Annotated in this window: 17 protein-coding genes; 7 read left to right on the plus strand and 10 right to left on the minus strand. The window is 50.9% G+C overall.

What is annotated here, in order from left to right:
• Positions 1 to 44: 44 nt before the first annotated feature.
• The gene (locus ACYVL5_RS22240) at positions 45 to 881 is read right to left on the minus strand and encodes a tyrosine-type recombinase/integrase (protein WP_460597754.1); all 837 of its coding nucleotides are present in this window, start codon (positions 879 to 881) and stop codon (positions 45 to 47) included.
• Between the two features lie 136 nt (positions 882 to 1,017).
• Positions 1,018 to 1,311, minus strand: a complete 294-nt coding sequence (locus ACYVL5_RS22245) for a helix-turn-helix transcriptional regulator (RefSeq protein ID WP_460597755.1) — start codon at positions 1,309 to 1,311, stop codon at positions 1,018 to 1,020.
• Between the two features lie 496 nt (positions 1,312 to 1,807).
• Between ACYVL5_RS22245 and ACYVL5_RS22250 the strand changes: the two genes are divergently transcribed.
• The 6 genes from ACYVL5_RS22250 (at position 1,808) to ACYVL5_RS22275 (ending at position 9,930) form a co-directional block, all read left to right on the plus strand.
• Positions 1,808 to 2,242, plus strand: a complete 435-nt coding sequence (locus ACYVL5_RS22250) for a DUF932 domain-containing protein (protein WP_460597756.1) — start codon at positions 1,808 to 1,810, stop codon at positions 2,240 to 2,242.
• A gap of 145 nt (positions 2,243 to 2,387) precedes the next feature.
• A complete protein-coding gene (locus ACYVL5_RS22255; protein ID WP_460597757.1) occupies positions 2,388 to 2,606 on the plus strand; it encodes a hypothetical protein in 219 nt (72 codons plus the stop codon).
• A gap of 321 nt (positions 2,607 to 2,927) precedes the next feature.
• A complete protein-coding gene (locus ACYVL5_RS22260; RefSeq protein ID WP_460597758.1) occupies positions 2,928 to 3,947 on the plus strand; it encodes a nucleoid-associated protein in 1,020 nt (339 codons plus the stop codon).
• Positions 3,922 to 5,253, plus strand: a complete 1,332-nt coding sequence (locus ACYVL5_RS22265) for a hypothetical protein (protein ID WP_460597759.1) — start codon at positions 3,922 to 3,924, stop codon at positions 5,251 to 5,253. Before ACYVL5_RS22260 ends, ACYVL5_RS22265 begins: the two co-directional genes overlap by 26 nt.
• A 443-nt stretch (positions 5,254 to 5,696) precedes the next feature.
• Positions 5,697 to 8,315, plus strand: coding sequence for a phospholipase D-like domain-containing protein (locus ACYVL5_RS22270; RefSeq protein ID WP_460597760.1), 2,619 nt, complete (start codon positions 5,697 to 5,699; stop codon positions 8,313 to 8,315).
• On the plus strand, positions 8,299 to 9,930 hold the full coding sequence (locus ACYVL5_RS22275; RefSeq protein ID WP_460597761.1) for a hypothetical protein: 1,632 nt from the start codon (positions 8,299 to 8,301) through the stop codon (positions 9,928 to 9,930). The genes ACYVL5_RS22270 and ACYVL5_RS22275 overlap by 17 nt, the downstream gene beginning before the upstream one ends.
• On the opposite strand, the gene ACYVL5_RS22280 is transcribed toward ACYVL5_RS22275, so the two are convergent.
• The 8 genes from ACYVL5_RS22280 to ACYVL5_RS22315 all read right to left on the minus strand — a co-directional run bounded on the left by ACYVL5_RS22280 (position 9,898) and on the right by ACYVL5_RS22315 (position 24,380).
• Positions 9,898 to 10,299: a patatin-like phospholipase domain-containing protein gene (locus tag ACYVL5_RS22280; protein WP_460597762.1), complete on the minus strand. Its 402-nt coding sequence runs from the start codon at positions 10,297 to 10,299 to the stop codon at positions 9,898 to 9,900. The two genes, ACYVL5_RS22275 and ACYVL5_RS22280, sit on opposite strands and share 33 nt — an antisense overlap.
• Positions 10,300 to 10,446: 147 nt before the next feature.
• Positions 10,447 to 11,937, minus strand: a complete 1,491-nt coding sequence (locus tag ACYVL5_RS22285; RefSeq protein ID WP_460597763.1) for a zinc metalloprotease — start codon at positions 11,935 to 11,937, stop codon at positions 10,447 to 10,449.
• 10 nt (positions 11,938 to 11,947) lie between these two features.
• Complete coding sequence (locus ACYVL5_RS22290) at positions 11,948 to 13,111, minus strand: hypothetical protein (protein WP_460597764.1); 1,164 nt, start codon at positions 13,109 to 13,111, stop codon at positions 11,948 to 11,950.
• Between the two features lies 1 nt (position 13,112).
• Positions 13,113 to 13,610, minus strand: coding sequence for a hypothetical protein (locus ACYVL5_RS22295; protein ID WP_460597765.1), 498 nt, complete (start codon positions 13,608 to 13,610; stop codon positions 13,113 to 13,115).
• Between the two features lie 107 nt (positions 13,611 to 13,717).
• Positions 13,718 to 14,857 carry a hypothetical protein gene (locus ACYVL5_RS22300; protein ID WP_460597766.1) on the minus strand — a complete coding sequence of 380 codons (1,140 nt, stop codon included), beginning with the start codon at positions 14,855 to 14,857 and terminating at the stop codon, positions 13,718 to 13,720.
• A gap of 10 nt (positions 14,858 to 14,867) precedes the next feature.
• The gene (locus ACYVL5_RS22305) at positions 14,868 to 22,217 is read right to left on the minus strand and encodes a chitobiase/beta-hexosaminidase C-terminal domain-containing protein (RefSeq protein WP_460597767.1); all 7,350 of its coding nucleotides are present in this window, start codon (positions 22,215 to 22,217) and stop codon (positions 14,868 to 14,870) included.
• A 28-nt stretch (positions 22,218 to 22,245) separates the two neighbouring features.
• Positions 22,246 to 23,568: an RHS repeat domain-containing protein gene (locus ACYVL5_RS22310; RefSeq protein ID WP_460597768.1), complete on the minus strand. Its 1,323-nt coding sequence runs from the start codon at positions 23,566 to 23,568 to the stop codon at positions 22,246 to 22,248.
• A gap of 20 nt (positions 23,569 to 23,588) precedes the next feature.
• On the minus strand, positions 23,589 to 24,380 hold the full coding sequence (locus ACYVL5_RS22315) for a hypothetical protein (protein ID WP_460597769.1): 792 nt from the start codon (positions 24,378 to 24,380) through the stop codon (positions 23,589 to 23,591).
• A 493-nt stretch (positions 24,381 to 24,873) separates the two neighbouring features.
• Here ACYVL5_RS22315 and ACYVL5_RS22320 point away from each other — a divergent pair, with 493 nt between their 5' ends.
• Positions 24,874 to 26,202, plus strand: a complete 1,329-nt coding sequence (locus tag ACYVL5_RS22320) for an SIR2 family protein (RefSeq protein WP_460597770.1) — start codon at positions 24,874 to 24,876, stop codon at positions 26,200 to 26,202.
• The last annotated feature ends 93 nt before the right edge of the window (positions 26,203 to 26,295 follow it).

Raw genomic sequence — 26,295 nt, forward strand, 5'->3', positions numbered from 1 at the left:
GCTAAAGGCGGGGATGGAGGAAGGAGCTCAGGGGGTGGCCGGAATCAAACGGAATAGATGGCCGGCTTGAATCGGAATGGGTGGCCGACTTCGATCGGAATCGGTGGCCGGCTTGCCGCGGAATACGCAATCTCGTAAAGCACCATAGCTCCCATTCTCCTGAAGCTGTGTAGGGGCATGTGACAGCCCACAATGCGCAAGGCGCGGTGAATCGAAACCGCAGTAATACACATGTGTGGTGAATTGGGTGAGGCAAAGACATATCTGCCGGTTCCAGTCACCATATACAGCTTCCGTAAAATAGAAAGGGCTTGGTACGACAAGGGGACGACGTGAGGTAACATTCGCATTCTTCTCTCAGCCGGAATATTCCAGTTCATTGCTTCAAAATCAACCTCACCCCACTCAGCAAGTCTCAGCTCCTCAGGGCGAACTATCAGAAGGGGCGCAAGCTGCATCGCGGCTTTTATGATGCACGATCCAGCATAGCCGTCTATAGCCGCTAAAATGGGGCCTATATCTTTAGTATCCGGCACAGTAACAGGTTTCCTAGCGACGGGTGGTATGACGCCACGCACCCCATCCACCGGATTACCCTCAATGAGCCCCGCTTGAAAGGCGAATCGAAAAATCCGGTTACATGCGCTCATTACCCGATGCGCGGTTTTCGGGCTTCTGTTCGCGACCGGCATTATGACTGATAGCAATTCAGGTGCAGTGATCACATCGATCGAGCGCTGACCCAGACACGGAAAAAGGTATGTCTCAAGGTAAGCCAGTATCCGCCTTGCATGCCCCGCCGAAAGACTTGTTACATGCCTTTCGTACCATTCACGCGAAACTTTCTCGAACGGTTCCGCCACCCCTAGCAATTTGGACATGACTCCCTCCTCTTGAATAAACGGCGGTTGTATCCCCGCCCATAGACGGGGCTTCGTTAGGCACCCTACAGGGGTTCTGGGCAGCGTGCCTTCACAGAAGGCACGCTCTCAGTTATCGATGTTCCCCTGTGACCATCTATTTCCCGCGTTCTTTCTTTCTTGATAAACACTCAGGATTCAGCATTTCGTTGTCCCAACCATCTTCGCTCCCAGGTTTGACAGTGGTCGGGGCAATTTTTTCGGCGATCACCTCGCCTTCTCGCCAAGTACCGTCGACAACAGCAAGCACCTCAGATTCATCCCACACCGTGCACCTTTCGGTAAGCTTCCGTCCAGAGGGGAACGTCTTGCCTGCGCCCCCATACCAAGTGCTCTTCGAAACAGGCACCAACTGTAGAACCTCCCTCAGTCGCAATAACCGTTTAGACATTTCCCCCTCCTTCCAGTGTCAGAGACATCGTTCGTAGTTATCCTATCGGAACAAACGACACATCACTTTTTGGGCGTCATCATCTGGCACCTCCTAAGTAATTCATTTTTATGAATACTCAGCATTATATCAACGATCAGTTTGCTGTCCAGCCTGCCACGTAAAATTTTTTGTTTTTTATGAATGCATCATTTATTTCAACATTTTATATACACCTACTAACTTCATATTACCGTAGTTATAAGGTATTATATTTTTATTGTGTCGCATTTTTATTTTTTTATTCGAATTGATATATTGTCAATGCCAGTGACATTTTTTCATATAGTGTCTATACGCACTGAATTTTACATGTTAATTTAATTCTTGTGATGTATCCATAGTGTTCATAGCCGGACCGTCTGTTTTCCAAAGGGTTTAGAGCGCATCGGGCTGCATAAGGGGAAACAACACCGATTACACAGATCACACAGCCTTCTTTCACCATCTGGGGACGTTGCAGATCGCACAAGGGATAGCGCCGGCAATACAGCAGATGCGGGAGCTGCAACTAACCGGCAGCCAGAAGATGACGTTTGCAACGGCAGCCCTGAAGTTGAGGTTCGGGCGCGATGAGCACACGGGTTTCCCTCTCTCCCCCGTTCCCGCGAACCGAATCCTGGAGCCACGCCGTGAGGAGGACCAGGGCGATGACCTGTGGACCACCTTGAACGTGGTCCAGGAGAACTTGGTCAAGGGGGGCTTGGTCGGCCAGTCGTTGAGCGTGTTTTCCCGCCGGGTGGTCACCCGTCCCGTTGTCTCGGTGAACGATGACATCCGGCTGAATCGGAGCCTGTGGAATCTCGCGCAGGATTTGGGCGGCGGGAGTGGTGGCCGGGAACATGGCCGAGAGAGAGTGATCGTCCGCAAGAGGGCCGCAGCCGTAAAGTGAAAAGTAGAGGGGTTCTGACGTAAAGGATGGGCTATTTCGGAGTGAAAAAGGGAGGATCGCTATGCCGGTAACCAGGTTGTATAAAGCTGTATGCGAGGATGTCCGCCAACACTGCGTAGCTAAGGGGTACCAAGAGGGCAGTGGCGTGAACAACTTCATTCCTCACAGCGCCGTCGCGGCTTTCGGGATGGCGAAGCTGTTGGCAAGTAAATTCGACCGGTACCTTGCGGTGGCGCCCGAAGGCCACATCTACGGCTACTTCTTTGAGCGCTTGGGGGTAGCGGAGCGTGCCCTTGATCAAATGGAATGGAAGAGCCTGGAAGCCGAGTTTGAGGCCTTCTTTGAATCGCTATTGCGTGGCTGATACGGATCAAGCCCATCTCCCACGTCCTTTCCTTGAGGACGACACTTATCTGCGAAACCCTTCGAATCCTGGCTGCCGGAGGGCATGCACTTTGTGCACGCGGGCGGGGTGGGCGATGGGTTACTCAAAGGGATAGGAACACCAACCGCTGAACAGTGATCACCTTTGGGCAGGAGGAGATGGAGTCAGTTCGGCTTAGCACCCCACTTTCAAGGCTATTCGAATGTGAAGAAACCTTGACAGGGACGTGGTGGGTATCTTACAGTCCTTCAAGTTTGAAACTTTAATTTTTTTAAGTAGAGTCAGCTCAAGGAGCTTCTCGTGATTCAAAACTTCATCATCCACAGGGTCATAAAATCGGTCGGTGCCGGGCAAACAACGATTCAGACGGGGAAGCAGGTCCTTGAGGTGACCCATCCTGTAGAAATCCTCCTTACGGAGATCCTGAAGCTGTACAACAACAAGTCTGCCCGGGCATACGGGATTTTCCAGAGCGACCAGGAAAACTATCCCTTTTCCAAGTACGTTGACCAGTATTTGGTAGATCCAGACGAATTTATTAATTTCACTGTCAACGCGATGCAGACGTTGCAGAAGGAGATAAAGGATAGCACCCTTGCCACCGGTGGGTACATCTCCTTCATTCACTATCAGACTGATGATAGGAACTACATCATGGTGGTGATGCTCAATGACAAGACAGGTACTGCCATCGACGAAACTCTGCACATTAAGGAGACGATTCACCTCGACATGAGTAAGCTGCACTTTGCGGCGAGACTCAATGTCACTGACTGGAAAAGCGGCGGAAACAGGAAGTACCTCTCATTCATCAAGGGAAGGGGGGCTGACGGCATCTCCCAGTACTTCAGAAAGTTCGTGGGCTGTGACGAGTTCACCGACTCGAGGAAGCTCACCGAAAAGCTGATCCAGGCCGTAAACGACTTTGCGGCTCATAAGGGGTTAAGTGAAGAGGACAGGGAGAACCTGAAGAAAACGTGCTTCGACTTCTGCGATGGCAGGAGAAGAAAGAAGGAACCCGTGCTTCTGGAAGAACTGGCAAATTGTGTGTGGGAGGTTGTCCCAGAGGAGTTTCTGGCCTTCATCAACTCCGAGAAATATCAGTTGAGCAATAGCTTTGAGCCGCACCGCGATACCCTGCGAAGGCTGTACCGTTTTTCAGGGAAAGAAAAGGGGTTGACCATCAGCTTTGATTCCGAGCTGCTCGGGAAAAGGGTACACTACAACAAGAAAAACGAAACCTTGACCATAAACGGTCTACCGAAGGAGCTAAAACAGGATCTCGACGAGAAATATGCCGACGCCACCGCAGAAACATAACCTCCTGGTAACCGCTTACCGTCTCCTCTCCGATCGTCAGTGGGGGACAATGACCGTAAAGGGTCTTCTGCCACCTCTTGACCAGAAGATCCAAGGCGTTCTTCTGCAATTGTACGACGCCGACCTCACCGATATCAGCGTTTATCTTGACGGCACCAGCACCCTAATCTCGGAACTTGACCTTGCCACCCAAGGAGGGAAGCGATTCACGGTCGAGCTGAAAACAAGAGAGATTCCCTCCTGCCCCTTTGTTCAGACCTTTAGTGAAATCCTCCAGTTCCCCGAATTCTTGCGAAAACGGCCAACCTGTTTCTTCATTGAGGAACTCGGTTACTGTTCTGAAGATGATGGGGACCCGCCCGAAATCGTTGCAAAATATTACTCGGTCCTCTCCTTCATTTCTGTGCTTCAAAAGCTGGCCGATTTTGTTGATACATCCGACCCTTCTGCCCCCACTCTCTTTTTCCTCCTGAAAGAAAAGTACGAGGTCCGTGTGGAGTACTCGGCAGAGGATGTCGAAAAAGGCTCCTTCTCGCAAGCGCTTGCGCATTTCGTTGAATCTTCGCCGCATGAGGCAAATAAGCGAGACATCGTCAAGGGGATTGTGGTTGATGTCATTAAGGGGAGCCCAGCCGCATTCGCCACCCTCGTTCGGACAATGGAAGAGATCGTTCGCCGAGCTAACGACAACTATTCCGTTTTCGTAAGTGAATTTTCATTCGACAAGATCAAAGACGAGATCGCAAAGCGAAAGATCGACTTCATCCTGAGGATCAACAAGGTGTTCTCCGACATCCAGGACAAAATTCTCGGCGTCCCATTGGCGCTGATCATTGCAACTACTCAGATCGATGCTAAGAACACCTATAGCAAGAACACCGCCATCATCATAGGCCTGTCGCTGTTCACGATCATCATGGGAATGTTGGTGAAAAATCAGCTGTCGAACCTCTACGCGATCAAGGAGGAATACACTTACCAGGAGGGGCTGCTTGAAAAGGAATTCTCCTCCCTCCACACCAAAATCAGCGATGCTTTCCAAGCAATTAACCGCCGGCAGGAACGCCTTCGGCTCTTGCTGTACTCGGTAGCCGTGCTGGTGCTATTCAGCTACGGGTTTTCATACTTCCTGTATTACCAACTGACAACAGACTTCGAAAGAGCCGTTACGTTCATTTGGGGCTCTTCAACTGCTCCGTCTCCAACACCACATGCCGCCCCCCCGCCAAGGCCAAAGCGCGTCCAACTACCTCCAGTGCAAAAGCAAGGCCCAGAACAGACGCTACCCAAAACATCCCATCACTAAATGTGGTCCAGGAGAACCTCGTCAAGGGGGGCCTGGTCGGCCAGTCGTTGACCCTTTTCTCCCACCGGGTAGTCACTCGCCCAATCGTCTCGGTGAACGATTATATCCGGCTGAGCCGGTGCCTGTGGAATCTCGCCCAGGATTTGAGCGGTGTGAAACGTATCCCTGAACACGGCCGAGGGAGGGTGATCGTTCGCAAAAGGGCCGCAGCCGTGTAACCAGTCTAACGCTGAGGGGCCACTAGCCCGACCCGGCGAAAGGCTTTCAGTCTTGATCGCTTGTGCTAAACGCCGGCCTGGAGTGTGTCACTCTGGTGCAAACGTCAAATATTTTGTCACGGACGCTACCGAAGCAGACGCATGTAGCAAAATGTCATGCCGTTGTGATAGAGTCTCCATCGATTGGATTCATAAATTAGGAAATATATTCTCGCGAGAATTCATATGCATATTGGCATACAACGTATTAGCCTCTCCGAGTTCTTTAAATTCAAAGCGCCCACACACCTTGTCGGCACAACCTACACAGTTAGCCTGATGTTCTTTGAGTCAGCTATCTGGCCTTTAATCGACAAGTCGGCCCTCCTGCGGTGCGCGATTTTGTGCGACAAAGAGGGCTTTCGACGATCCCTATGTGAGATGGTGGGGTTAGAGCAGGTTTCGATCTCATACATGGCAGTTCCTGTACCCACCCCCCGAACCTTCCACCCAAAGTTCTGGATTGCTGCTAACAACCGCGAGGTCTCCATTCTAGTCGGCAGCGGCAACCTGACGCAATCGGGCTTCATGGACAACAATGAGCTGTTCGACGTAGTCACCTTCGATCGTTTGACAGCAGAAGGCCCGTTGATCCAAGATATTCGAGCTTTTCTGCATGGGATTGAGGAACTTTTCCCAACTTCCGAAGAAAATGGGCGTTGGGTCAGGGGGACCCTTTGCCAAATTCGTGAACTGCTGCCGCCCCCCCCAGGCACTAACACGCCATGCTCGATGAGGTTACTGCACAGCTTTGCAGGCCCGTTTCCGGAACAGCTTAAGGATTTGTCTCCCGCTGAAGGTGCACGCCTTTATGTAGCATCGCCATATTTTGGAAACTCTCTGGACGGATTGAATCTTCTACGAGAAGAGCTTTGTCCAGCCCATCTTGTGGTCTGCCCTGCCGTTGATAGCAATGACAGCACCGCCAACCTTCGTGTCGACCTCATAGAGGACAATGCATCTGTCGAAGTTGCCAACCTGCACATCGGGCAAGAGGGCGCCCTGTCTCATTTCAAGCTTTACGGTCTCATTCACTCTGAGGGCAGTTGGTTGTTCAATAGCAGTGTGAACTGCACTCGAACTGCAATGGACGCCGAGAACATCGAAGCCGGTTTGGTGCGCATAACGACTGCTGCCACTGTCGAAGGGTACTTCTCAAACCGGATTCCTCTTGACAAATGCCGATATGCACCTCTTCCGAAACCTGCCCCCGGGAAGGATCTGTGGCTTAACATCTATGCCCACAAAACCGGTGCCGGGCTGGAAATCGACCTCCGTGATTCAGAGGGCGTCGCACTGCCTCTAATGAACGTCAAAATGATTGCTCGTAGCGGAAAGGCCATTGAATCGGCCTCTTATGCTCAAGCATTCAGAGAAAATCGACAGATGATCCCATGGGATGTGTTCCCGATCATTGGTACCGGAAACGGCGCTATTTTCTTTGAAATTATCGGCTCTGACTCTGCAGGGAAACCGGTTCGCGGAGGAAATTTCGTCAACGACCTAGGAGCCCTCTCCTCTACCCCCGGTTATAGAAATGCTTTCGGAGCAGCCCTCAAGTTGGCAAGCGCCGAGGCAATACCAGGTATCTTCGAAATCTCCTCTATCTCTGCATTCCTGGAGGAGTTAACCCTTGAAGGAACAGATGAGGGAGCAAAAACTCCTACCGCCGACGCTAATGCCGGCGGGGTGAGGCCAAAGATTGAACCTGCTGTACCAATATGGCCGCCGCGGACGTGTCATGGAGGGACACCTGATCAATTCGGCTCCGGCGAAACTTGCATTACTTGGTTCCAGCGCATCCTCGACCTAATATTAAATATAGAGGAAAGCGAGGAACCCCTTGAGGACGACGCGGAAAAAGAGCTTGCCGGATTCGAACCGAGGGGCGGCGGTGCGAATTCAACTCCGACCGTTAAGTACCTTGAGATGCCAAGGATTTGGGAGCGGATCGAGGGACTCTTCCTTCGATTGGAGGGAGCCATCTTTAATAATAAGTTGTCTCCGAAGGTCATGCCACGTCTCGTCCCTACCCTGCTGGTCGCCACATGGATGCTGCTTGGCACTCGCCGAAAAATGATCTCCCCTGGTGCAATAGGCGCAGGTAATAGATGGGTTTTGGGCCACTTGGAGAACGTTCTAGCGCATGTATTGAGATGCGCATTCGGCCACCGGGGCAACCGCGACTGCTTGGTCGACGACATGCGCGATCAAGGCATTGAACTGCACAAGGATTTCTCCAGGATTTTCCTGGTGCTTTTTGCCTACCTTTACGCTTTGGAGCTGAGAAACCCAGCAAAAAGTTTCCCTTTGCGTCCTTGGCTCCGCTTCGAAGACCATGCCTCAGCACAACTGAAAGAACTTACCGAGGATACATCGGCAATGAAGCGGACGTACGAAACATTTTTGTCTGCAACGGGAGTCTTGGAATGGGATGCCGTTTCCGAAGGAGCAGCCCTGCTCTTGGCGGAAGATTGGCGGTCCGTCCAAGGGCTGCAGGTCTACCGATTCCTAAAAACCTACAGCTGCGATCAGATCGGAAAGGAGCCCGAAGTTGTAGTACGTGCGATGGGCGAAAGTATCAGCGGAATTCGTCTACTAGTAAAGAGAGGAGTGACGCTGAAGTTTCATTCAACTGATAGTTTAGAAAACTTTTGCACCGCTGCAGGTTGCGGGCGTGTAGAGGAGCCACACTTTGCCAAGCTGAAACAGATGATCCCCGTGATCTGTATGAGATGTCGCAATATTTCTGTTCCGGATGTAGTCATGGAGTTGGACAGGAGGCACTGTGGATCAATTTCCTAATCGACCGTTTTTGACCAAAGAATTTTCTCTCGACGGAGGAGGTATCGATTATCTGGGGCTTCGGTGGGTCAATCTAAAGCTTCTGGGGGAAAATCTTCTGCCAGAAGTCAACAATCAAACCGAAGATATCGGCACCTTCTTCCTAGGGGCCTGGATACCGTGGAAATTCACCGAGATCTGCAGGAAAAGCCCGAACCTGTTTACCGAAGAGAACTATCTTAGCTTCCGGGAAGGAATCGAGGTCGTGATCGCTCATGCTATCCGCGACCACTCCCCCAGCGAAGGGAAATTCGGCAGAGTGCGCACAAGGATTGGAGTAGAGAAAGGGTTCCCGTCGACGGTTCGTTTATCGTTCAAATCAGCCGGTCGGTCCGACAACAACACTCTGTACTCAGCACCTCTATACGGTCCTTCACTCCAGTATCTGGGTCTACTGGCAGGATACGCCGAATCTGAAAAGGGAACGGCCACAAGCATCCACTTCACCTGCGACGATGAGGCGACAACCGCGATTGTTGGGGAAGTGGAAAGAGCCGTTGCCCATTCTGCGTATCATCAGGCTGTACAATCGGCAGCTATCACGGGATTGGATTCGGCGCGAGCCGATGATCTGGGGTTGAATGGCCTGAACCCCGCTTTCTTCCGCCAGGCTTCGAGTATGGCGAAAAAGGCATTTGGGAAAAAATTATTGCCAGCCGGCAACTGCCGCACCCTGACAGCCCGCCTTGTTGTAGAGACACTGCGACAGCTTGGGCCCTTAAATACTAACATGCTCCGTGCAGTCTGGCATACAGGGATGTCTCCGGATGGGAAATCAAAGGTGGAACCGAAGGATCCAATAACACAGACACATAGAAAGATCTGGTCTGCATTCCAGTCAAGGCAAATTCAAAGATACTTCATGGAGGCGTTTCTTTGCTGTTTCGAAAGATCGGTGAAGGAGCTCAAGGGTGGTGACTTCGCTGAAAATATTGATTTCCTGATCAAAGGAATCACCAACACTGAACCTGCTTCGATGGAATCCACCTTCAGTTTGATCATAGCCCAGGAGTTCGACAAAGCTCTCGGTGCAAAATTCGAGGAAAACATTTCTGCCGGTAAGGCTTGGGAGTCAACAGTTCATGCCAGTCATGCCTCTTATGATCGGTTTGATTATAAAGGGGATGGTTTCGATTTCAAAAGAGCCTTGACTTCAATGGCGAGGTGGTGGATCAGGCTGAACGCTTCAAAAGACGACGATGCGGTCAGGGCTATAAACGAAGTCGGTGGAACATCGCGTATTTCTGCGACGGTCCTCCATGATTGGATAACGGATCGACTAGAAATGCCGCTGTCGGAATTTTGCAGCGACCTGATTTCCGGCATGGTCTTTTCCCAGCATCTTAGGATTGCCCTGTCCAGAATGGACGGCAGAGCACAGCGCCTTCGGTTTACCTTAGGGGATAAAGGAATTGTCGCAACCGCCAAGGTGACCAACTTTGGCACGTCCTCGCCCCCCTGGATGGCTGACCGACTCGATGCTTTCATGTCCCTGCTTACAGATCTCGACATGGTGACGTCGACCGGAGTTGGCACCTTTTGCTTAGGGCAAAGCGCCGATGACTATTGGGTTTAACGGATATTTGAATGGTGAGAGTGATCGACTCACTACGGACCCCAGACGATTCTGATCGCTTGGTTGGCTTTCGCCACTTAGGACATACGCCAGGCACCAGAGTAAACGTCGCCTCCACCTTCGTTTAGGCGCCTCAAGCACACCGGTCGTCATGATCGACGTCCAGATCTCCTCCACCTTCTTGGGATCGTGCTGTGCCACGAGAGCGGCGTTGAGCGCACCGACCGACGTTCCGGCTATAGTACAAAACCTACGAATCCCGAGGTCCCATAGCGCCTTCCAGACCCCGACTTCGTAAGCGCCCTTCGCTCCGCCGCCCATCAGAACCAGTGCTACCCTGCCTGTTTGCAATTCCTTAAGGCTCGGCATCGCCACCTCCTTGGAAGCCGAAGAGAGCCCATGGATCACACCTTGATCTGTGTATGAACTCTGGATACAACTCAGGGGAAGGCGGGGTTAAAACCTCATTCACGGAAAACCCTGAAGAGTCTCCAAATCAAATGACTGCCGGCGTCCTCACCTTTTTGTGTGTGCCCCAGGAACAGACCTATCGCCAACGTGGCTATGGGCATCATCATTTGTGCCTTGGATGAGACTAGCGACGACGCTCCTTCTGTGTATGCCGACAATGGGATGCTCCATGACACTTTGCAGGCGTTGTCGACCTTCCTCACGCAGGCCTTGCGCGTGTTCACGATGGGTAGCAGCTGCTTTGAGAAGTACCTTTCCAAGAGAATACTCGATAGTCGCCGCAGTAGGATGGGCAGGGAACTTTTCAGCAAGATCAGCAAGTCGGGCAAAATCTGCTCGATGGGGAAGATGGCTTCGATACCTGAGCAACTTCATTGCCTCGATCGATGAACATGCGTCACGCAAAGCAGTAAAAACTGCAGAGTCATCCCGCGGCTTGAGCACCTCGCACTCGATTTTATTTGAAACTAAAGAATAATCACCAGAAAACCTCAGTCGAGCCTCAATCACATAGCGGCCAGGCATGGGAAACGTATACCCTCCTGACTGTAAGAAAATAGGAATATCACGACGGTAAGGCATGGTGCTGCTAATTTCAAGTTCCTCCGGGTTATAGCAGTGACGTCGCGACGGACGATATCGGTGCAGTTCGCCGTCGGGTCGGGTAATCCAGATCTCAAACCGGTCGTATCCAGGATCGATTTCTTTCGGAATCAGGACACTTCCACCATGCTGTTGTTGGACCATAAGCTCTACTTCAAGTTCGACGGGCTCGAAATGCCAAAATTGGCTGTGTGACAACTGTATATGTAGTTCGATAGGCGACTTCGGCAAAGGAATCGAGAAGTTGCTCCCGTTGTCAGATGGGGCATCAAACCCAGGAACACGGGTCCCGAAGCCGCTAGACAAGGGACCTGGGATAACAAACAGTGCTTCAGTCGGATTAGCAGCACACTGGAGATAGCGCTTATGGTCAGACACAAAACCGCAAGCGGCTGCAAGGTTTTCATAAGGAGGTGGTTTCATGAAAGACGTCGGCTCGTCAATATGCCACAAGTTGAAGCAGTGCCCCAATTCATGAACCATCGTGAACGCTACGAGGTCCCGAAATGCCTGTTCGTCATTGCCTGTGGCATTCTGGATCTGCTTCAGAAAAACAGCACATCCCTGGCGGGGGCCAAAAGCTGCGGAATGAAAATCGAGGTCGAACATGTAGCCATATGCCGCGCCTGCAGAGGAATAGAAATTTGCTAATATCAGTCCGATCTGCGGCTCTTGGCTCTGCGGAATTGTCTGGAAAAGCGCAGCAAGCGCAGCTTGCAGCATGCCGTCGTCAGCTCCGTAACTGAGACCCGGCATGGGAACGTTAATTCGCGACCAGTCCAGAGTCAATTCTACGGCTGGCATTCCTGCGATTTCAGAGGCCTGCTGAAAGTGCTCTGCGATCGGCTCGCCGCCAATCGTGACATTCGCATCTAACGCCGGCAATGAATGCATGAGGTTAAGCTCTGTCACGTAGCAGGTAACCTTTGGCAACGAAGACCCCCTATGGCTGAACCGTAAAAGATACCACCTTTTCCGTAGGGATATTGCTCATGCCAGGTGCCGGGCTATAACTAAACGCAACCCTTAAGTTGTATGTACCGGCTGTTAGCTTTGCCTTCGTGGGCATGGTCACTGTCACTGAAGAACGGTCATGTCCCGAACTGTCTGCAAACGAGCATTTGGCATCGCTGGTGACGTTAGTGTTGCTCGTGGTGAAAATTCTACAGTCATCTACGGACACCACCGGCCGAGAAAAAATGACCGAAAAAGACGATGTTGTCGAAGATACCGTTTGGCTCGATGGCTGAAGTGCAGGAACTCCAGAAGCCAGGTTCGCGGTCTCGAATTGCGGTTGGGTCGCCCCTTTCAGCGCAGCAGCCTTCAGCGTAATGGATGGTATGTCATCAGTTAAGGTTTCGTTGACAACATAGAGTACCCCACCGAGGGCTTGGGGTAGCTCATATTCCGAAGAATTTGTCCATGTCTGAGGACCAAACCCGCCTGCTGCACTGGCCGTAGGAGTAAGAGGAGTTGCGGCTAAAGGAGTGCCTGCAGTCGCAGTTGAGGCTCCAACTTGAGCAGTGCTCCGCACTCTGATCAGCACTGCCTTGGCATCTTGAAGCGCGGCCAAGGCAGCGTCTCTTGCTGCCAAATCAGTCTGAAGCGGGGTTCCTGTGACTCCATTATTTGTGTCAGCGGTAGCTTGGGCGACAGCTTTATCATACGCAGCCTGTGCAGTATCAACGTTGTTTTGAGCGGTGTTGACAGCTGTCTGAAGTGCGAGCTGATTGGCATTGCGGATGTTAGAAACCTGGGTCGCTGCCGAAGCAGCACTTGCTGCTAATTGTTGCCCCACCATGCTCGTATCTTGCTTAAATTCAATTGCAGCAAGAGTGCCGTTTTGATTTACTGTTATTTGGTAAGAATATGTACTCAAGTGTGAGGATGCTGCTACGGCATAGGTGTTGTCGGAGTCAGGAAGCATAAGCACGTTTACCAATATGGTATCATCGGCTTGGGGGAGCACTTGTATAATAGGCTTTGGCAGCGAGTAGCGCTGTCCCTCGGTTTTATTGTCGTTACTTGTAACTTTAGTTACTTTGATTGAGGCACACCCATTCAGAATGAAGATTATGACTGCGAGCAGTATAGTTGTAGATCTCATGTCAGCTCCCTTGTTGCAGCGAGGGGACTACAATCGGCGCGTCACCCTGAGCTCCATAAAAATTGATGGTCCCGTTCTTTACCACTATCTTGTAGAGGTACGGAGGAGGTACTTTTGACTTTTCTACAGCCATAGCTGCCGTTAGCAACGGGATAGCAGACTGCACTGCTGAAATAAGAGCCTTTGGGACCGCCGTGGTGTCACCCAACTCCGAACTACTAGTTAAGACACCATTTTGGAAATACATCGTCAGCTCAGAATGACCTCCAGCAACTTTTGGCTTTGCCTCCATCTTGGTGGTTTGGTCCGGCAGGTAAAGAATCTGCCATTTTAGCCCCCCCTTGCTGTTTGAATAGACCAGAAGGTAGGGCGCTGCCCTGTAATATCTGATACCTGTCGCCTTTGTATCGTCGACCACAGGTTTGTGGACAACCTTTGCCGCACATGCTGTGAGCGAAATAAGAGCCATTACTGCCGTTAAGATTCTAAATAAGCGCATTTTTCTCCCCCCGAGTTAGAAAACACGGCCTAGTTACCACATACTCAAGGCTTATACGGTTTGTCGCCTAGCACACCTTCGTTGTGAAACTGAAATTTCCGCACATGTTACTGCAATACGACCCCTATTCCAGACACTGTTATGCCATTCGCGTCTTTGCCCGTCACGCCACTCTCCACTGAAAAATTAGTTGTTTGAGTCGGAATTGACACCGGGCATTTGAGAATCGCAAACTGTCCATTTGACAGGAGGTTGGTGTCGAGGATGATGACGCGCAGTCTCGCTGTGCTTCCTGTGCCTGAGGTGAGCTTAGTGATCGCGGTGACGGTGTTGGTGGCGCCAGTGGCGGTTACGGTAAAATTGCACGGTGGAACGGCGCCAGTCGTATCGCTAGGCAGGGTCACCCCTGCCGGGAAGTCGATGGTGAAATCAATTGATCCCACCTGGGTGGTTGTCACCCCCGCCAGTGAAACAGAAATGTTGAGCGTCTTGTACCCGGTCGAGTTGTTGGAATTGGACGCCAGGAAAGTGTTCAGGGAGCCCGACACCATCGCTGGAGCGGTTGCACCGGACGCGTCAAGGTTGTTCACCACACCGGCGACCGATAAAGCGTTGTCTTTCGCCATCTGCGAAATGGCGGCCAGTGCCAGCGTGTATCTTTGCTGCTCGGGAGTTGCCCCCTGGAGTGCACTTTGAGTGGGCTCAACTGGCTGTATGGTGGTGATATTGACATTGAACAGGTTCGAAACCTGGGTGTTTGAAGTGGTTATTGACGTGACCAGGTCGGTGTTGGCTGCTATGGCGGCTTGGGCCTTTCTGTAAGCCAGGTCCGTGAACGGTGTGACGGTGGCGCCGACCGAAGTGCCTGACAAAGCCGGCAAAACGGCATGAAGTGGCGAAGAAGTATCTATAGCTCTGGTTTGGCCGGTGGCTTCATCTGTATAATTCCCTGTGGCCTCGATGATAACGGGACCGGTGTAGTTGGCAATGTCGACAGCGTAGTGCCCTTGAGCATCAGTAGTCGCAGTGGCCAACAGACTGCCGTTCGTTCCATTGCCATTGGCAGCGTAGATGTTGATGGTGCCATTTTTGATCAGACCTTTGGATGCAACTCCGGAGACAGTTATCTTGCTGACAGGAGGTTGCGGATTGTTTGCGCTGCCCCCTCCTCCCCCTCCCCCACATGCGGATCCAAGCGTGATGGCGGCAACGGTAATCATCCTCAAGCCGAAGGTCTTTATCATCATGCTCGTCCCTTTATTGCCAGTCTTTAAGCCCGACGACCTTCTCAAGAATGACGAGAGCATCGCCTGCATCAATAGCCCCATCGGGATGGGGAGCGCCGGAGATCAATGGAGCAACATCACCACGACTTAGCTGATCCTGGGTGGGTGCGATATTGCCGATGGCAATTTGCAAGGCGAGAAGCGCATCGCTGATATCGACAACACCATCTCCATTAACGTCACCCGAACTGCTATTGGTGTAAATGATGTTCCGCTGAACGGTGGTGGAATTGCCAGCGCCATTGGTCGCCTTGACCACAACAGCATAGGTACCCTCTGAGTTGAAGGTCAGTTGCTGCTGGAAGGTGCCATCAGCGGCAACGGTGGGAGTCTGTGTGGCGCCACCGGCCGTGACCGTGATTGTTATGCTTGAATAATTGTCGCTTACAGTACCGCGCATCAAGTAGGTGTTCCTGTGAATGGAAATGTCCTGGTTCGGCTCGGTTATTGTCAGGGCGGGAGTGGTGTTGTCGAGAATGATGGTGCGCTTGACCGTGGAGGTGTTCCCGGCCAGATCGGCTCCTGTGACGACCACCGTGTTGGTTCCTGTGGCCAAGTTGACCGTCACACTGAAATCGGTTCCCGTTATCGAGGCCAACTGTGGTGATCCGCCGTTGACCGTTGCCTGTACCGTTCCCGTTTCGCTGACGGTGCCAGTGACGGTGACAGAACTTTGAGCTGTAACACTGTTGTCCGCCGGGATAACGACCGTGAGAAGAGGTGCACTTGTATCCAGAATTACGGAGAAGGTGGCGCTGGTCTGCTTGTCGACATTATCGATTGCGGTCACCGTAATCGTGTTCGAGCCCTGTTGGAGCGTGAAGGCGTAACTGAATACGCCATTGGCGTCTGCCGTAACGGCTGTGCCATTTATTGTGACGCTCTTTAAACCGTTACCGGCAGTAACGGTGCCGGTTATGTTCAATGTCGGATTGTTTGTTGAGGCACCCTCCGGGAGGGTGGAGAGCGTAAGGTTCGGGGGGCCGAAAATCGTAAGCAATGCCGAGCATGGGACGCTATTGCCGCCGTTGATTCCCTGGCAGCTCCAGTTCCAGGGCCCATTTCCGGTGATGCCAGAAGCGGTCCCAGCAATACAGAGGTTGGTGGTTGGCGCCGTTATGAAATTGCCACCATTGCTGGTGCCGCAGGCACCATTGACAGGATCCGGGGTGAAGTTCGCGGTTATGGTCATCGATGCTGTAACATTGGCAACCACAAGGGGATTCGTGGTAGTCGTCGTAAAACTGGCTGGCCCTGTCCAATTGCTGAAGTGATATCCGGCGCCGGCATTCGCTGTAACTTGTGACGTGCCCCCTCCATAGGGGACAGTCTGTTGGAGGGTTCCACTGAGACTGCCATTGCCTGATGTAGCGAAGGAGAGCACAAAGGTTTGGATGTTCGCGGAGCAGTTTATGGTCGAGCCACCATTGCTCCCTGCACAACTCCATTTCCACGGGCCTGTACCGGTGACGGCAGACGCCGTTCCACTGGTGCAAAGGTTGGCTGTTGGAGCTGTGGTGAATGTCTGGCTGCTGCTTGTCCCGCAGACGCCATTGGTCAGTATCGTATATACCTCGGTCCCTGTGGCGCTCTGGTTTCCTGCCAAGTCGATCGCGAAGAACTTCAATTCGGTACTGGAACCTATTTGTAGGGGAGCCGAGAAAACTGGTGAAGCGCTTGAAGGGTTCCGCCCGTCCAATGAATAGTAAAGCTTTCCTGCTTTATTGCTGGACAGTGCAACCGTCTGGGCATTGTTGTACGACCCGCCCTTAACCGCGGCGCTGACCACTGGGGCGACAGTGTCCAATGTTATCGAGGCAGTATAAGGGGTCACATTTGAGTTTCCGACACCGTCCCTGAACCAGGCGTAGACGGTATAGGTCCCATCTCCCTCAGGCAGGTTCCAATTTGGCTGGACGGTGTATGGCTGCCAATCGGAACAAACATTCGAATTGCTCAGGCACATTTGAGCAACACCGCTGGCATCTTGCGCTGGCAGTGACAATGTCACCAAACCTGAATTGGTGTATGCTGCGCCACGATTGATCGCAATGCCTCCAGTTGGAGGAGTTTGGTCAACTACAGCCGCTCCTGCGATGCCTGCCAGGATGACGGAGATGCCCTGAGATTGCGGGTCATCAGTTGGAATTACCAACTGAGCCCCCTTCGCGCCTGCAAATGCAGGCAGGAACGTAACGGCAACGGAGCACGACCCTGAGGGCAGGATAGGCTTCATTGAACAGGTATCACTTGACGGGGTGAACTCCAAGTTGTTTTCCCCCGCTATGCTTATCGCACCAATCGTCACAGTCTGGCTGCCGGAATTGGTTACCGTCACCTGCGATGTCTGCCCGTTTGCATCGACAACCCCAAAATCAATCATCACTGGTGTGACAGAAACGTTGCTGTGATCTGACAGGACAGCCATGTTCCTGGCAAGAATGTCTGAAACGGTTGTCGTCTTTCCGGACCGATTTCCGCCTCCCATCCCGAATCCACCGTCAGCAATGGAATAGTTCTCACTCGCCGCTGGATGAAAAGCGTAGATGCCATCGGTGTGGTAATCGTAAGCCTCGGCATAGTCGCTCCAACCATCGCCGTTGCTATCAGATTTGTTTGGGTTGGTCCCGTGCAAGTACTCCTGCAAATTGGTCAACCCGTCGTGATCCGGATCAAGCTGCGCATGTCCCGGCACACTTTGATTAATCCCGTTTGCTCGCTCCCACACATCAGGGATACCGTCGTTGTCAGCATCCGGGTCAAAGATATCCGGTATCCCATCGCCGTCGGTGTCGGCAAGGCCATTAATGCTGATGGCCTTACCGAGCGTATCAGCTACCGCATACTTGCTGCTTGTCCGTAGGGCACCTCCTTGAGTGAAAGACCCAAGCTGGAGCGTAAAATTCTGGCTCACGGCATCGTGAACATTATCAGTGATTGTGCCGTTTGGATTGGTGCCATTTGCGATTTCCTGAGCATCCGTCCACCCGTCATTGTCCGAATCGGCACTGTTCGGATTTGTCCCGTGCTGGTACTCCTGCAAGTTGGTTAAACCATCATGATCGGGGTCGAGGGAGGCATGGCCTGGTACAGACTGGTTGATCCCGTTGGCGGTTTCCCATGCATCCGGAATGCCGTCTCCATCAAGGTCTGGATTGTATACATCGGGAATCCCGGTTCCCCTGCTGTCGAGCAGATAGGCTATGTCCCCACTAACGACAGACGTTTCTCCATTCCCATTGCGAACCTTGAAGTATACGGTCTTCTTGCCGTATCCACTGCTTAGAGTGAAAACCGGTGCAGTCGAATACGGCTGCCATGAAGCATCTGAAAAGTCGGCTTTTTCACTCGCCTCATATTGAGTTGGGTACCCCAGGGAGATGTTGTTTAGGGGGACTTGTGGTTTCGTGCTATAAGCGTTGCCATTGTTTATCGAGAACACACTCACAACGGGTTTAGTATCGGATTTGCCGGTCACGGCGTGTGGACCGGCTCCTCCGAGGCCGTAGGTATATGACGCTACGGTCATACTGCCGCTCTTTATATCCGCTTCCGATACCATATTACCGATGGCGTTATAACCGTAGAAATTGTTGTAACCATCGCTGGCGGGATCTATGGCGTTCACCAGCCTGTCAAGATCGTCATAAGTGAAGGTTTCGGTACGTTTTACGGCTGGGTTTGTCGCATTTGTGTTAATCGTCTGAACGTTGCCAACAGAGTCGTAGCTGTAGCTGTAATCCTGGATGCCGGCAGTGGTAATGGCCTTAAGCCGCTGGTTATCCGGGTAGTAGTCGAATTTCGTACTTAGAAGATTTGCATAATCCCGCTGAACTTCCTGCCCCCGCTCGTTGTAGTCGATATTGCTTAGGATTGAAGGGATACCGCTCAGTTTTGCCATCGTGTTGTACGTGTAGCTGATGGTATTCCCATCGGGGTAGGTCTGACTAATGACGCGGTCGAGGGAATCGTAGCCCCATTTGGTAGTCCAGGTCATGCCGTCCATCATCCTGTCTTCTTGAATCTTACGCAAACGGCTGTCGTACTTGTATTTTGCGGTTCCAAGAGCATCGGTGACGGTCGACAGGGTTCCTTTCGTATCAACATCGTATTGGTAATCGACGCCCTTATCAGTGGGGTACGTCACCTTTGAAAGGCGATTCAGCGGATCGTATTTGAACTTGGTGATGACACCGCGAGCATCGGTCTGCTGAATCAGGTTTCCCACTCGATCGTATACATAGTCCTTCCGTCCCTGATCAGGATCAAGAAAAGAGGTTTTCCTTCCTATGGTGTCATAGACGTAGGATACGAGATTGCCCAGATGGTCCTGGCTCTGTAACAATTCACCAAGCGGGTCATACTGGTAATTGGTGGTGTACGTTTCGTCGATGGGGATGAGGGTGGCGCCATTCACACCAACATGGTTTTTCTCCACCACCTGCCGCAGGTTTTTGTTCGCATCATACGTACGCAACTTCACATGACCGTTTTCATCAGTTGAGGTGTTAGTCCAGTGATCATACAGGGTAGTGCCGAGGGTGAGGTCGGGATTGGTAGTTTTCACCAATCTTCCCATAACGTCGTATTCTTCAACTGTGGCAGGAACGGATTGTGGGAGGCTGTAATCAGGAGTAGAATCTGCAAGATATGGGTTAGAATGCTTATAATCCCTTCCCATCACGTCATAATATACATCTGTGGTGACCCTGTTCGACGAGTTTTTGTACTCTGATTTCGTCTGGATGAGCTTCCCGAAACCATCGACAAATTGAATCAAATCAAGGTTATTCCCCGAACCACTTTTTTCTCGGCGGGAAACGGTCACTTTTTCAGGAGGCACCCCGTCCAAAGAATATACAATTTCTGTCGTAGGAAATGTGTCGCTATCCCCCGGTTTGATCTCTTTGATCAAACGGTTGAAGGCATCGTATCTGTACGTAGTAACGAAATTATTGGGATCGGTAACGGTGGTGGGCTGGCCATTGGCAGGGTTGAATTCCCGAACCGTCGTCTGTCCTATTGCGTTTGTGATTTCTGTGGGGAAGGTATGGAATAGGTCGTCGTACGTGACGGAAGTGGCCCTTCCTTCAGGATCTGTGGTTTTCGTCCTGTTGCCATAATTGTCATAATCGTACGTAGTGACAGGATTAGCACCGGTATTAAGGAAATGTTCCTCTCTGGTAAGATTCCCTACCGAAGGAGGCGTATCGAGATCACTTTGCCCATCGTAGTTGAACCAAGCCTCACGTACATGAGGTCCGGCAATTGACAACGTGGTGTAACTATGCTTAACCTTCTCAACTATCCACTTTTCGGTGTTGTAGACGTACTCGTTGAAGATGAAGGTTTCATCGCCGGTCACGGATGAATCCCCGTGGTGATCTTCCTCGGTGACGTTGCCATACGGATCGTATTTGTATTCCGTCACCACCTGTTTCGGATTATCTTGCTTCCCGTCGTAAGTGTTATCATCTACCCGATCGAGGGTTAGAGTATAGACCCCTCCGTTATTTATTGAACTCCAAGTATTGGCAGTCATCGCAAATGGCTTTCCACCGGCGTCGGAGATAGACGTCTGGGTTTCCTTTCCCTTCAGGGCATCGTCCTGCTGGAAAATATGTACAACCAGTGCGCCATCTGGACGGGTTTCGGTTACCTGGCCGAATCCCCGGAATTCATTGGACGAAGCATCGTATTTCCCGTGTGCGTATGAAAAACTATTAGTGGCGGTTGTATGCTGGGGATTGCTAATAGCCAGTCCATTATCACGGGCAATAGATGATACTACCCAGTAGTTGAACGGGAACTGGGTGTCTGGGTATGTTGAGGATGGTGAATATGTAATACTGGACCTGCCACCCAACTCCTCGGTCACTGTGTCTAAGAGCCATGCTCCACCAGATAAATTGGTAGCAACTTCCCATCCAGTGCCGCTTTTGTTGACAAGATCAACAATACTGTCGCCGTTAACATCTATAAGATCACGTGTGATAATAAATGATCCCGGGCTGTTAGGGTCTGCAGTGACAGTTCGTATAAAGCCATCAGAACCTGGTACTACCCACGAAGTGGGAGGGGCGAAGCCGCTCCCGGTATTGAGATATACATTCCATGTACCATCCGAGTTGGCCACGACGACATCCGGCAAACCATCGCCGTTGATGTCAACAAGATCCTGTGTCACGTTTCCAAGCGAATCAGTCGCGGTAATCGGGCCGGCAGGCGCACCTGGCCAGTCCATGGGGGCCATCGCTCCGCCGTTTCCGTTGTTCAAAGTAACCTTCCACGGAGTCGTTGAACTATCCACCAGATCGGGCAAACCGTCTCCGTTAATGTCAATAGTGGCCGTGGTGGCATTAGTGGTATCAACATGCCGGAAGGAAAAAGGTTTTTGCGAATTTATGCTCGAGTAATTCGAGAAGCGAGCGTTGAGAGGCTTGTATGAGAAACTGGTTGACGGCAAGGCCGTTCCATTTGAGCCTTGCTTTGTTATCGACAAAAGTTGTGAGGAGGGAGATTGGGGAGTAATCGGTGCATAGTCAAGCTTGAAGCTCTTAACCAGGCTACCGCTAATGGAAATGCTTATTCGGCTGAGCCTCTTTGCAGTGTAAATTTCCGAACCTTGATGTACAGTCCTATAAGGGTCGGGGCGATCTTCGAAGGCAAATTCCACTATCCGTTGCCTATCGGTGTTATATTCTATATGAAACGGATAAATCTCGCCTCTGTCTTCACTATAGCTGTAATAAATTGAGTTATCGTTGGTATCCTTAATGCGATCCAAGCTCCACCGCCAGACTTTGGGTGTTATTGATGGCCCGCTTGGGTTCACCGTACTTTCGGAATCTGCGGTATATCCAAAACGATATTCCGTTCCACTCTTATCAGTGACTGTCCAATATTCACCACGCTCATTAGCAACATTAGTTTTGTTTACAACATTCAGATACGTTTCTATTTTTGTGTGATATCGACCTTCTGCAAAAATAAGATCATGTTTCACACCGTTCATGATTAATGAATAGGTGCCATCATCATTAGCAATGATATAACAAAGTGGAATCTCCCATCCGGAACCGACCCAGCCATGTTCAGTGTTTTGAAGGTAACTATTATAAAAAAGAGATAAAGAGGGTGTTAAACCATGACTTCCTGAAGGCAAATCTATCTTGTAATGATAACCATAACTTCCTGAAAACATTGTTGTCTCAAAATCCGTCCACTCTCTATGCCCAGTAGCATATGAAAATGAAACGCTCCAAGGGAAACAACATATTGCAGTGAGAAAAAAAATAATTCTTAGGAAGTGGTTTGCCATGATGTTTACTCGTTATATATAGTTAAAACTATTTACAGTTACAGTTTCCTTGGTAAACACCATTGATATAAACGTCGCCATTATCCTCAATAGATTCTTTGGTAATAGGTGTATAACGAAACAATATATCTCCAACATAGGGTATCTCGCCTAAAATTGGCACTTTCTTGCTATTTGGTTCAATTTCATCTATTGCAACACCAGCCAGGAAATTACCTACTGCCGGAGCTAATACTCCATTTACTATTTTTATTCCTCCGAGTTCTGCTTTTATGGACCCAGAAATTGCACCTTGCATAGCGGGAAGATCCGTGTAGTCATTTTCCAAAGCCCACGAAATTCCTTTGAAGGTTTGTTCACTTAATTTCTGAAATAATTCCTTACCTAACTCCTTGCCGAGCCCAGCTGAGTAATTAGCCAGTTTACCAGTGTGAGCACTTTCTGAATTGCTTGAAAAACTGTGCGCATTACTATCAGCAAATACACTGCTAGCCACGATATTTTCTACAATACCAAAACCTTTTTTGTAATGTGCTACTGCACGTAACTTTTCTTTTTCTTTTGCCATTTGCTTTTTAAGCGCATTCTTAGCTGCCCTTGCTTTTGCTAATTTCTTCTCTTCCTTTTTTGAATGATGCTTTTTCTTATGTCCCTCAGGATCAACATAACTCATCGGATTGTTTCCAACATACGCATATCGGTTCAAATCTTGTGGATCATCCATATCTGGATCAGCATCATCTGCCTGAGTAAAATGCCGGAACGCTGGGTGGTTATACCGCGCATCGAAATAATAAAGGTCGGTTGCCTTGTCTTTTTCCTTGCCAGTGTAGGAATACTTTTCCGCTCCGCCTTGCCGTATCTCACCAAACGGGAGGTATGAGGTTGTAGCGACAACCCCTCCGCTGCTATTAGTCACCGCATTTACCCCGCCCAAGTGATCAGGGTGATAAAAATAAATTCCTGTTTGATCCTTCTTAGCTATTCGCTCATCGCCAGACAAGAAATAGCTGGTATTCTGGACCGAACCTGACACAACAGATGCCTCGTAATATTTGCCGACGTAATAGGTCGTAACGCCATTCTCAACCTTCTTTACCCGCTGCCCCTGATAATCGTAGAAATACTCCGAGACAACTGGGCCATTCTTATCACCTGTTCGCACTCTGATCAGTTGATTGGCGTCATTGTACTCATAATACTTACCGTCGCCACTGATAAGGTTCCCGTTTGGGTCGTACGAGTTTACCAGCGATGTGGTAGGAGGAACCACCGTGTCGGCATAGGCCATTTCAGCCAAGATGATTGCAGAAAGAGCCAGTATGCCCATGATTGGCAGAGTTTTCTTCATACCGTGCCTCTTAGGCGAACTTAAAATTTCATTATGAAGGCTAATGCGTAGAACGGTGGCCGTATGTCTTGATTTGAACTCAGCGTTCCACCGTCTGTTGTTCCTGAATAAGTATGCGTGTGATTGTCATTGAGCGTGTGGTATAAGCTGCCATTTTTTGTTCTATCGTCGTAATCATTTCTCGTAGCCGTACTTGTAGTTCCGGAATAATTGTGAGAGTGTTGTAAGTTGATAGATGAACTGCCGCCAATTGCTCCAACAGCATACCCGCTCCCCGCCGCAACAACGAACCTGTCACGCAAATCCGGTGTCCCGTTCGTTCCATCGCACAGTGCCCACCCATCTGGAACCTGGTTGACAGCTCCGCTCCACATAATGATTCCACCTTTTGGAACGCCGTTGCCGGAGGTAAAGGAGTACCCCACGCTCGCAAATTGCTGGCGGGGTAACATCTCCGAATCGGTTCCAACTGTAATACCCAGATAGGTTTTGGGATGGTCGGCGAAAAATCCTGACGGGAATGGATTGAGGGCACCAAGCATGACATTGAAGCTGCCATTGGTAACGATGACAGGATTGGAGGGGGTTGCGGAGGAGCTCCAGTTTTCAGTCCACAACGGGGTGCTGCCAGTTGAGGTGCTGTAGACCTTGAAAGCCATATTGATAGGCCCAGTCGGTTTCGTCCCGTTGCTTGTCAACGTGCCCTGGTAGTTGATGATCTGCGGCACCGATGCAGCAATAGAAATCGCGACCACACCTAATGAGATTATGGCCACCGCAACGGCCACTATCCAAAACCTTGCACCACGCATAACGCCCCTCCTCGCTGGCTGTAATCGCCAATAAAAACATTAGTATTTTCGCCTATTAGGCAAATAAAGGTGAGCAATTCCAGACATAACAAACGGACGGCTTCGGCACAGTCTGGGACTTCAGCCAAGCTTAACAAGTAATACAATTTTTTTATATGTCAAGACTTATAATATTAATTTGAGGGGGTGTTTTTCTGGCTGCGATTCACCAGGAGACGCTGTTCTTCCGGGTCCTGGCCACTACGCCCACACCCCGAGACCGCAGTGGTGGTGGAGCCTAGGCTCACGCCCGCCCCGGCGCCGGCGACTCCTCCAGCGGAGGAAAAGGGACCGGGCTTCAGGTTGCAGAAGGTGGAGCTATTGTGGACACATCTGTTGAACATCTTTGACTTTGGCCCATGGATGCCTTACTGTGTGACATTATTGGGTTTTGAAAGTTAAATCCGGTTACTATTCGAAACACTCACTCTTCGAGAACAACAGGGGTTGATAAATGCAATTCGTAGCCAACGGGCCGGATATTCCTGATGCGCTTCTGCAAGCACATGAGGAAGGCCGCGTCGTCTTTTTTTGCGGTGCGGGAATTTCCTACCCTGCTGGTTTGCCTGGGTTCAAAGGGCTGGTTGACGAGATTTACCGTATTGCAGGCACAACTCGGAGCCTAATCGAGGATGATGCTTATTCTCGAAATCAGTTCGATGCCACGCTGGATTTGCTCGAACATCGCTTGCCAGGTCAGCGCTTGGCGGTGCGCACAGCCTTGAGCAAGGCGCTGCAACCTAGGTTGAGGAGAAAAGGGGCGACCGATACACACCTCGCATTGCTTCAATTGGCACGAAGCCGAGACGGCGCGGTTCGTCTGGTGACAACGAATTTCGACCGTGTTTTTGGATGGGTTGCAAAGCACACTAAACAGACGGTCAACGCCTACCCGGCCCCGATGTTGCCGATCCCGAAAAACAGCCGCTGGGATGGCCTAGTGTATTTGCATGGTCTTTTGCCTGAAAGTCTAGACGAGAGTGCCCTTAATCGGCTGGTACTTACCAGCGGAGACTTCGGTCTTGCCTACCTGACTGAAAGGTGGGCTGCTCGCTTTGTCAGTGAGTTGTTCCGCAACTACGTCGTGTGCTTCGTGGGGTACAGCATCAACGACCCGGTGCTGCGCTACATGATGGATGCCTTGGCTGCTGACCGCATGCTAGGAGAGATAACGCCCCAGGCGTATGCATTGGCAGACTGTGAGCCCGGACTGGAGAGTACTACAACTATTGAGTGGAAGGCCAAAGGTGTTGTTCCGATTCTTTACGAAGTGGCAACGGGGACGCAAGATCATTCAGCCTTGCATTGCACGTTGAAAATCTGGGCTGAAACATACCGCGACGGCATTCTTGGGAAAGAGCGTATCGTAGTAGATTATGCGATGGCACGCCCATCAGCGAGCACAAAACAAGACGATTTTGTGGGTCGCATGCTGTGGGCACTGTCTCACGAATCTGGACTGCCTGCCAAAAGGTTTGCAGAATTCGATCCTGTGCCACCGCTGGAATGGCTAGAGGCTTTCTCACATGATCGATACCTGCACGGCGATCTACAGCGCTTCGGCGTTCCTCCTCGCACAGATAAGGACGACAAGCTTCGTTTTAGCCTGATCAGACGTCCCGCACCCTATAGACTCGCGCCGTGGATGTCGTTGGTATCTGGAGGGGAAACAGGTAGCGAGTGGGACAACGTCATGTCCCAACTAGCTCGATGGTTGGTACGGCATCTGAATGACCCTGAATTGATTGTCAATGGCAGCGTAAAAGTGTACCAGTTACGGTAATCGAAAAGTGTACCACCCCCTGTTAGAGAATTGCTTGGTCCAGGGATGTTGCCGTTGAGTCACCTCCTTTCTCGGAGAGTGTCTTGGCGAACG

It is taken from the genome of Geomonas sp. Red276, from assembly GCF_054784495.1.